Annotated in this window: 12 protein-coding genes and 2 pseudogenes; all 14 read right to left on the bottom strand. The window is 42.6% G+C overall.

Annotated elements, in window-relative coordinates; translation table 11 throughout:
* A pseudogene (locus P5674_RS21380) lies at positions 1 to 595 on the bottom strand (recombinase); the annotation flags it as partial.
* A gap of 63 nt (positions 596 to 658) precedes the next feature.
* On the bottom strand, positions 659 to 1,261 hold the full coding sequence (locus P5674_RS21375; RefSeq protein WP_014274424.1) for a type I restriction-modification system subunit M N-terminal domain-containing protein: 603 nt from the start codon (positions 1,259 to 1,261) through the stop codon (positions 659 to 661).
* A gap of 37 nt (positions 1,262 to 1,298) precedes the next feature.
* Complete coding sequence (locus tag P5674_RS21370; RefSeq protein ID WP_126277464.1) at positions 1,299 to 1,487, bottom strand: hypothetical protein; 189 nt, start codon at positions 1,485 to 1,487, stop codon at positions 1,299 to 1,301.
* A gap of 47 nt (positions 1,488 to 1,534) precedes the next feature.
* Positions 1,535 to 1,660: pseudogene (locus P5674_RS21365) on the bottom strand (type II toxin-antitoxin system PemK/MazF family toxin); the annotation flags it as partial.
* 155 nt (positions 1,661 to 1,815) lie between these two features.
* The gene (locus P5674_RS21360) at positions 1,816 to 2,019 is read right to left on the bottom strand and encodes a hypothetical protein (RefSeq protein ID WP_231852092.1); all 204 of its coding nucleotides are present in this window, start codon (positions 2,017 to 2,019) and stop codon (positions 1,816 to 1,818) included.
* A gap of 91 nt (positions 2,020 to 2,110) precedes the next feature.
* Positions 2,111 to 2,923, bottom strand: a complete 813-nt coding sequence (locus P5674_RS21355; protein WP_006616236.1) for a NotI family restriction endonuclease — start codon at positions 2,921 to 2,923, stop codon at positions 2,111 to 2,113.
* Positions 2,920 to 4,047 carry a DNA-methyltransferase gene (locus tag P5674_RS21350; RefSeq protein WP_006616237.1) on the bottom strand — a complete coding sequence of 376 codons (1,128 nt, stop codon included), beginning with the start codon at positions 4,045 to 4,047 and terminating at the stop codon, positions 2,920 to 2,922. The genes P5674_RS21355 and P5674_RS21350 overlap by 4 nt, the downstream gene beginning before the upstream one ends.
* A gap of 830 nt (positions 4,048 to 4,877) precedes the next feature.
* The gene (locus P5674_RS21345; RefSeq protein ID WP_014274419.1) at positions 4,878 to 5,051 is read right to left on the bottom strand and encodes a type II toxin-antitoxin system PemK/MazF family toxin; all 174 of its coding nucleotides are present in this window, start codon (positions 5,049 to 5,051) and stop codon (positions 4,878 to 4,880) included.
* 360 nt (positions 5,052 to 5,411) lie between these two features.
* The gene (locus P5674_RS21340; RefSeq protein ID WP_315670258.1) at positions 5,412 to 5,537 is read right to left on the bottom strand and encodes a hypothetical protein; all 126 of its coding nucleotides are present in this window, start codon (positions 5,535 to 5,537) and stop codon (positions 5,412 to 5,414) included.
* A 78-nt stretch (positions 5,538 to 5,615) separates the two neighbouring features.
* Complete coding sequence (locus tag P5674_RS21335) at positions 5,616 to 6,938, bottom strand: hypothetical protein (protein ID WP_014274417.1); 1,323 nt, start codon at positions 6,936 to 6,938, stop codon at positions 5,616 to 5,618.
* 18 nt (positions 6,939 to 6,956) lie between these two features.
* Positions 6,957 to 7,670, bottom strand: a complete 714-nt coding sequence (locus P5674_RS21330; protein WP_014274416.1) for a dynamin family protein — start codon at positions 7,668 to 7,670, stop codon at positions 6,957 to 6,959.
* Positions 7,671 to 8,131: 461 nt separating this feature from the next.
* A complete protein-coding gene (locus tag P5674_RS21325; RefSeq protein WP_014274414.1) occupies positions 8,132 to 8,341 on the bottom strand; it encodes a hypothetical protein in 210 nt (69 codons plus the stop codon).
* An 82-nt stretch (positions 8,342 to 8,423) separates the two neighbouring features.
* Positions 8,424 to 8,630 (bottom strand): type II toxin-antitoxin system HicB family antitoxin, encoded by a 207-nt coding sequence (locus tag P5674_RS21320; RefSeq protein WP_006615837.1) that lies wholly within the window; start codon positions 8,628 to 8,630, stop codon positions 8,424 to 8,426.
* Between the two features lie 49 nt (positions 8,631 to 8,679).
* Positions 8,680 to 8,910, bottom strand: a complete 231-nt coding sequence (locus tag P5674_RS21315) for a hypothetical protein (RefSeq protein WP_006615838.1) — start codon at positions 8,908 to 8,910, stop codon at positions 8,680 to 8,682.
* Positions 8,911 to 9,163: the final 253 nt, after the last annotated feature.

Below are 9,163 nucleotides of genomic sequence, written 5' to 3'. Positions count from 1 at the left end.
TAAATGTTTTGGAACCTACTAATTGTTCTCCGTTCTGTAGGGGAGTGTATAGCATAGCTTTAAAGCCCTCCCACGTGGGGTGAATATCCCAGTTAGGAAACTGGTCAAAATATACCCCTTTACTTTGATGGTAAGATGTTAAATCGCTTACGATATCGCGAGAACGTTTCCTTCCTGTGTTGCGGTTGTACCCGGCAAAATACTCATCCTCCAGTTGTTGAAATATTTCCCGGTAGGTTATCAGATTATCCTCAATCTGATTTTTCCCTAGGATGGTTTTATCGTACCAATCCCAAAATTCACTAGCGCTAGTGATAGTCCCTAGGGCTTCAGATACCAATTTAGCTTTCTTGACGCCGTCTATCACCCCTTCTGGAGTACACTCAAGGTTAGCCGTTTTGGAGCTGCGTTTCCCGGTAGGTGGTTGCTTAAACTGCAATAAGAGATTGTACCTAAGCCCTGACTTCTGGATTTTAAGGCTAACCCCCCTAGGACACTCACCCTTAAACTCCTGATAGGCTTTCAAGAATCTAGCATAGCCCCCGTCATAGTTACCCTTTCCCCCTACTGTAGGGGTATTGATATCGTTACTCATTTTTTACTCACTTGTTATCCTGCTATGGTTTTGAGTAACACCTAAGTAACGGTAGAATAGGGGTTATAGGCTATGTAGACGCATCTCCACCATCACCCGCACCACCGATCGCGGGGTGTAAAACTCGCCCCCTCGCTTGCCCTCGGACCCGGCAAACTGGCCGAGAAAATACTCATACACCCGCCCCAATACATCCCTGGCGGTGTCCTGCGCCTCCCCTAGGGCAATGTTAGAGATCAGGTCGATCAACTCCCCCAGCATTACGGCATTCAAGGCGGGGCGGGCGTATTCCTTGGGCAGAACCCCCTTCAGGGAGGAATTCTCCTTTTCGATCGCCAGCATAGCCTCATCAATCAGCTTGCCAATGGTCGGCTGCTTGGCGTTGGCTTGCGGGTGCGACCACCGCGCCGCCTGGGGCACCCAAAACACATTTTCTGCTGTATACTCATCGGAATCTTCCACGCCTTCGGGGTATTCCTCGGCTAGTTCTCGCTGTCGAGTCTCAAAGCGATCGCAGATGTGCTTGAGAAATATTAGCCCCAGGGCAACGTGCTTATAATCGGAGGGCTCCATATTGCCGCGTAACTTGTCGGCTGCCTTGAAAAGTTCCGCCTCATAACCAAGACTGGCACCATTATTTTTTGGGGATGGGGCTGATTTAGGCATAGGGACAAAAGGCGATCGTTCGTTTACTAAGGAAACATTATATGGGAAACCAATCGCCCCAATTACAAACATTCACCCGACAAAAGGCGATCGCTCCTTGAACTCCCGCCGACTTCAGCCAGTTTTCCAGAATTAAAGCTACATCAAGGAAGATACCGAATTGGGTTTTGGCGACCTTCGGCTGTAAAAATAACAACCACCTTTTCACCTGGCTTGAGCAAGTCACGGGCTTTCACAAATAACTCCTACAATATCAATAATGGCAAGGTGTGATCAAACTGTACCATGAAACTGGCAGGAAATTCCCGTCGGGTAGGCTTTCCCTTTTGTCGTCATTGGTGCAATAATCACCGTGGCAATATAACGGTTCATTTCATAGGGTGAGATGATCACACAGGGTCGTGTTTTGGGAGTTGCCCATTTTAACGATTCGGGTTCTAATCACTTTGCTGATGCTTGGATCGCCTTAAAGGCAGGATGTAACTACATTGTAACCACAAGCCAAGAAGCGGTCAATTGATGGAGCATCAGCCTGCTTTACCTGTACTTCTCCTCTAGTAGTCTACATAAGGTTCTGGGGGTTCTTCTGTTCCTAACTGAATGACTTTAATGAGGCTTTGAGTCCAGGGATGAAGCTCCGCAAAATAATTCACATTTTTTGTTGATGAATTCACGGTGAGGGTTTCCTGTTGAATTGAAGTTAACAAGCACTGGACTAAACGCCAGCGATCGCTAATTGGCAACTGCCAGACTCTCACCGATAACCTCTGTTCCGTCCGCACCAACGCAGTGTTAACTAGTCAATAAGTTACACAGGAGTAAACACAGTGTTCACTGACAACTTCGATTCTAAGGCTTTACGATTTGCTCAAGTTCAATATTCGCCTCGGCTTGAAGACCAAGGCATCTAGCAATACCCTCCACATCTGTACTTAAACGACAACCCAACGCTAACCTCAAAGAATGGTCTGGTTGCTCCGTCATTTGATAGGCATGAATATGCATAGAATCTCCTAATTGAGCTTGATGACTGATATGTGAAAAGCTAAATTCACGCTGTATATAATCTAGGAAACAATCTTGAATTACAAGAACCAGCTTTTTATTGATATGCTCAAAAGTCTCAATTTTATGATGTAGCTGTATAAGGATTGTTTTAGCTGTCATTTTCCAGTTCATACCGAAGGTCTTTTGGGATTGACTTTGGTTATCTTCTGTAGGAACTCCCAGTTCTTCAAGTAACCGTTGGCGTTCCGGCCACACAGTACCGGTTGTATCCAGCGTTTGGAGTTCAATGCCAACAAAATCCTTCACCTTATTATTTAAGGCAGATACGAGAAAATAATCCACATTCCCTCCTGGAATTGAAATTTCTGAAACCAGATGCAATTCATTTCCAGGTTCATGGTTCGTTAACAAGTGTAAGCAGTCTATGAAGATCTGTTTTCTCTCTAGCAACCTATGAGGACAAATGATGACCGGAATCGCATTTTTGCCATAGATTACTGAGCAGGTACCTATGGATATATCAGGTTGACTTTTGCGGACTTTTATACAACGCCTTTGTAAATATGGACAATGTTGCTCTCGAATAAGACTTGTCCAATCTATATGTTCGGGTTGATTTATTGAATATCCAAAAATCTCAATTATTTTACTCATAAAATTGTTTCACTTCTGGCTTTCGCTATCTCTAAGTAATGATGGGAAATATCTATCCCGCAGGACTTTCTGCCAAGTAACTGGGCTACCAACATCGTAGTTCCAGTACCACAAAAAGGATCTATAATAATTCCGTTAGGTGGACAGGTAGAAGATATGGGAATTTTACAAAGATCGACGGGATAGGGTGCAAAGTGAAGTTCTCGTTTTTGAGTATCTTCTGGAAGAATTTCCCAAACATCACTTGGCTTAGATCCTTTAGGATGATATTTCAGAAAGTAAAATCCTTTTTCTTTGAGTTCTTTGGCCCGACCAGAAACTTTCTCAGAATCAGAATGCGTGGTTCTTTGTTGCCCTCGAATAATCATCCTGAAATCAGAAATAATGCCATCAGAAACTTGACGAAGAATTTCTTCCAATGCCTGATAAGCATTGCGTTTTTCATTTTCAGATAGGTCAGTGGATAGCTCGATTTTTCGCTTATAGCGAATCCCAGTGACACCCGTCGCCGAAACAACAGAACCATTCACTACTTTCGTCTTTCTTGGTGAAGAACGAATAGAATCTATATCATAGTAATACTTTGGTGACTTCACGAAGTGAAACAGGTTTTCATGTATATTTCTCAATCTATCCTTAGAATGGTCTGGTCCTCCTTTAACTTTGTTCCAAATAACGCTATTTCTTAGGATCCAGCCTTGATTATCTGTCAAGTTCAAGGCGATACGCCACGGTAAGCCGAGCAAGTTTTTGTGGTAGTAAGAATCGCCAATGTTGAGCCAAAAAGAGCCTGTTTTCTTCAGAACTCTATGAACTTCAGAAAAAACTGAGCATAAGTTATCTACATAAGTCTTGAAATCCGGCTCCCATCCGATTCCGCCTGCGTCATATTCTCTTTTTCCCCAATAGGGTGGACTAGTCATACAACAATCGAAAGAATCACTGGGTAGCTCTTTCATGACTTCAAGAACATCTCCCAACAAAAGCAAAGGGGCGATACTTTTATTTACTCGATAATTTTCAAATTGCTCTTGAAAGTCTTGATTGACTATGAGACAGTCACCAAATAGTGGTAGCCGAAGGTTCTGTGGTGATTGTGATGGAGCATCATCCTCTATTCGCATTTTTGATCCTTGAACTTTCAAGCAGCACCAGTGCTCCTACAGGTTTTTGAACCTTTAGGGGATTCTACAACAGATAGAGCTAATGTATTAGTCCAGAGCAGCTTCAAAGTAAAGCTCAACCCAACTCCATAGTTGCAACTACTCAGTAACAGCATTTGCTGTCCCATATAAGTGTCATTCACCAATCAGGGGGCTTACCCTTTGCTACCGAGCTAGCTAACTATTAATTAGGCAGCGATTAGCAGCCTAACATACCCAAGATGTGGAAAGCTGAACCCTCCATAACTAAGCTGTGCTGGGATTTTAGCACATAAATATCGAGGTGTCAAAAATTGGTAGATTTAGCATACACAAAACTTCATTCCTCGCCCAATTCCTTAACTGGCAAGGGGTTCAGCCTTTTTTAAAGGTGGATGTTATACAGAATCAAGGGGATATGCACCTTAGCCTCAAAAAGCTACAAGCCTTTACTGCCAGGAGTTACTGTTTTTAATCACTCTGGGCAAACAATCGCCGGATCAAGGTTTCCATCTGCTCCGACTGAAAGGGTAAATTCGGATACACATCAAACCCGGAAAAGGCATTTTTATCGGCTTCCCAAACATTCATCCGACAAAAGGCGATACGGCTACCGCCACGCTCCGCGATCGCTCATTCAACTCTCGCCGACTTCAGCCAGTTTTCCAGAATTAAAGCTACATCAAGGAAGATACCGAATTGGGTTTTGGCGACCTTCGGCTGTAAAAATAACAACCACCTTTTCACCTGGCTTGAGCAAGTCACGGGCTTTCACAAATAACTCCTACAATATCAATAATGGCAAGGTGTGATCAAACTGTACCATGAAACTGGCAGGAAATTCCCGTCGGGTAGGCTTTCCCTTTTGTCGTCATTGGTGCAATAATCACCGTGGCAATATAAAGGTTCATTTCATCCTGTGAGATAATCGCACAGGGTCGTTTTTTCTTAATTTCACTGCCAATTGTGGGGTCAAGATTAACCAAAAAAACATCGAAATGCGATCGCTACCACTCCCATTCGCTTTGTTCCCAATCGGTACTGTTTATATGTGAGACTCACTTTTAATTTCACATTGTGAATCGTACAAGGTCACAATTTATGGGAATTCCATTCACTAAGTTGAGCAGTGCTTTATCGCTAACTATAGGAACTCAACGCTCTAGTTTTTTGAGTTCCTCGATATGGTTTGCTCCTCACTGTCTTAGGAGTAATGAATTGGCATACTCAGCATAAGTTCTACACTTTTTTATTTGTGCAGTTGCCTCTGGGACAATTGAGTTCAACCCACTGATAAGCGTTTTCTTCTCCTCAGCAGCAAGTTGCTGATCTTCCTGAGCCTGCTTTCAGCTATCCCTGTAGTTACTTAAATAGGCATCCAAAGAGGCAAAAAATTGATCAAACCGCTGTTGGAAATCATCATCAAGATACTTATTCAAACTTTCTTCAAGAGCAGTAATACTCGCTTGCATTGAATAATTTATTTCAGGAATCAACTCATTTAGTGAAACCGTATAATAATCTATATTCTTGTTAGGACGCTTTCGTTTTTATGTAAGACCGATTGGTATTATCCAAAGCCAATGCCACCACACTCTTTTGTGAACTGTTACTTCTTCATATCCCTGATCTATGGTTTTGGTTTGGCTTCTAATGTGAGGTCTATTAACAGATATATGGTCAGATGTATCTACAACAGGAGGGGGTAGAGAAAGGGTGATATCAAAAGATTTATTAAGACGGGTACGTGCTCTTTCAATAATGGGGTTTGTTTCTTGTTCCAAAAAACTCATTAATTTTGAACGTGCTTTCTCAACCTCGCGAATCGTTTCCTCTCGAAAGGCGACCAGAAGACTCTCTGCTCGTTGCTTGGCATAAGCAACGGCTCCATTGGCAAATTCCTCTGCTTCATCATCACTCTTAAATTCCAAGATTCCAGAACTCTTAAATTCTACGGCGTTTTTCAGTCTTTCGGAAATCCATTTAGGAAATAATTCAAAGCTACCCAGCGGAGTCGTAAAAATTTTTCTTGCTTCTATGTCTAGCCTTTGGATTAAATTAGCTTGCTCATAGTCTTCTTTGGCAAAGTAATCTTCAAGACTTATGGCTGCTGTTTCCTTTAATTTCCCAAGTAAGTCTTCAAGATTTTTTTGAAGATGATTCTTGATATTATCAACTTCTTTAAGTCGCTTACGACTCAGTTCAAGATGTTCAAGATCTTGCTCCAACGCTGCCACTTCTAACCTGAGTTTCTCTTCGTCTTTAGCAATGGCACTACTTCTTAGTATAACGTCATCTCTCAATTCTTCTAAACGTTGACGGCTAAGATTAAGTGCAGATTTGATACATCTGGGAGCAGCACTTTCCATGAGAACATTGATGGCGTTCTCCAAGAAGGGCTCAAAACCGGACTTCTTCCATAATCTCTGAGCCTTTTTTTGCAATTGTTCCAATGAACAATCTTCAAGTTCCTCTTCCCAATCAATCCCAAAAACTTGCTCTGCTAAAGCTCTTGCAGTTTTCATCTCCTCTTTTTTAATATTAGGGTGATGTTGCATTTCCGAAAGGAAACTCGCCGCACAAAAAGCCCATCTGGCGGCTACCTCAAACACCCTTCCTGCATCACTTGATTCACCCAATCCCAAATCAGCAATGACAAACTGCTTCACCTTCTCAGATGTCATCGGATCTTTTTCAGTTCTTTGATCAACCTTATTGACAAGAACATATAAATTCTCTTTCCCTAACAATCGAACAACCGGTTCAACTTGGCGCTTAATTTCCTCTGCTGCTTTGTTATTTAACTGTGTAAAGTCAAGGACAATTAGAACCATTGAACTTCGGCGTAATTGCTCTGCTACAACCGCAGACAATCTCAGGTTTTCTCCGGCTTAATTAGGTCCGGGAGTATCAACAATAACGAGATTTCCTAAGAATTTAGATTGACCAGCATCTGTGGCTTTCCAGAAAGGAGTATAGATGCAGGGAACGTCAAAATATTCTTGATTTAATGGATCTATCAACGGCTCAAGAACTGTACAAACGCGAACGATGTCATTCAAATCCGTTAATGTTTGTTTGATGCCTTCTAACCCCCCTATCTCAGACTGAATCGAGAAGCCATCTTGAATTTTCGGAATCAGTGAAGTTAAATGGGGATACTTTGCCATTTTGGTAACTGCCTGATTTAGACCGTTTGTTTTAATTTTCTGCTGTAGAGTTGAAAGAGTCCTCTTTAAACATGAAATAGTATTTGGCTTCAGCACTAAAACTGGCTGTGCTTTATCAGAACGAAGAATAATTTCCGTGGGTAACGTAGTCATGGCTGATGCCCGACTAGGTAATATATCTTGTCCAACAATCGCGTTGATAATCGTAGACTTCCCCGCCTTCATAGGAGCAACGATCGCCATGACTAACTCAAGATCTTCTACATTCTTTTTGGCATCTACAACTTCTTTTTGAAACCCGGCATACTTCTTACCTGAAGGGTCAGAAATCAACAGATTACTGGCACGATACATTAACTCTTCGATTTTCTTAAGTAGACTTATTACGTCTTGTTGCAAGTCCTCAAGATTTGGTTGTAGAAAATCTGTACTCATGATGGGTTATTAGAATCAATTGACTTAACTAGAGAAATATAGTTTGTATGATCACCATATCTTTAGGCATTTGGGTTAATTCATCCTTGCTCAAGATCTTGTGTAACTCTCTGCCAACTGGTCTAACTTAACCTGGCTGCAAAACCGACAGCATTTAGCCACGACTCCACCGAGGGCTGGCGACATAACCATTATTAATTAGGCGGCGATTAGCAGCCTAACATACCTAAGACTTTAGGAAGCTGAACCCTCCATAACTAAGCTGTGCTGGGATTTTAGCACATAAATATCGAGGTGTCAAAAATTGGTAGATTTAGCATACACAAAACTTCATTCCTCGCCCAATTCCTTAACTGGCAAGGGGTTCAGCCTTTTTTAAAGGTGGATGTTATACAGAATCAAGGGGATATGCACCTTAGCCTCAAAAAGCTACAAGCCTTTACTGCCAGGAGTTACTGTTTTTAATCACTCTGGGCAAAGAATCGCCGGATGAAGGTTTCCATCTGCTCCGACTGAAAGGGTAAATTCCGATATACATCAAACCCGGAAAAGGCATTTTTATCGGATTCCCAAACATTCACCCGACAAAAGGCGATACGGCTACCGCCACGCTCCGCGATCGCTCCTTGAACTCTCGCCGACTTCAGCCATTGTTCCAGATAATCTATCAAATCGGTGTAACGGTGAAGCCGAAGGTTTCAAATACTCCGACTACCTCACGTCCGCTGAGAACAGGAAGAGTAGAGGACATGATTACGCCATTACCTCTACTTGGCAGGTTTCAATCGTTAGGGGTAGCCCACGTTCTGCACGAACTTCAAGGCAAGCGATAATTGCATATCTGATATTTTCTAGAGCTTCTGCCCTCGTTTGACCTTGGCTGACACAACCCGGAATGCTGGGACACTCTACAACCCAAACTCCATCTTCGTCACGGTCAAGTGTTACAGTCAACTTCATCAGTTTTCACCATGAAAATCTAGGAGAATATTGGTATCAATTAAAACTCTCACTGAAGGTATTTCTCCACCCGATGCTCTTCTAGCATCACAGCTACTTCTTGGTCAGTTGGTGCAGGCTGGTCTGTTTTGAGTAAGGCGCGCATTCGTCGAATTGCACCATAACGATCAGGCTTTGCACTTGGGGTATTCTGCAAGGACTCAATTATAGCACTGACCAACGCGAGGCGATCGCTCGGTGATAACTTGATAGCTTCTTCCTTCAGGTTTTGCAGTAACATAGACAGCTCCCTAAAAATCACAATCGCCCCAACTCCCCTAGATTCTTCAAGTCTAACTCAAAATCTTCTACGTCGCAGGAGTAGATGGGAATATTAAGATGCTGGAGTGGAGCTGTCGCAGATAACCTTTGATTCTTACCGATTACCTCTCAATCGGTCGGCTCCAACGCAGTGTTAGGCTTTGACTGGGGTTTAGGAGAAGCGTTTATACGAGTTAACTGACTTGGCTGGCGATCGCTTTAGTTTTTCTGTA

Source organism: Limnospira sp. PMC 289.06 (assembly GCF_032350395.1).
Lineage (GTDB): Bacteria > Cyanobacteriota > Cyanobacteriia > Cyanobacteriales > Microcoleaceae > Limnospira > Limnospira platensis.
This window is presented reverse-complemented; position numbering and strand designations above follow the sequence as displayed.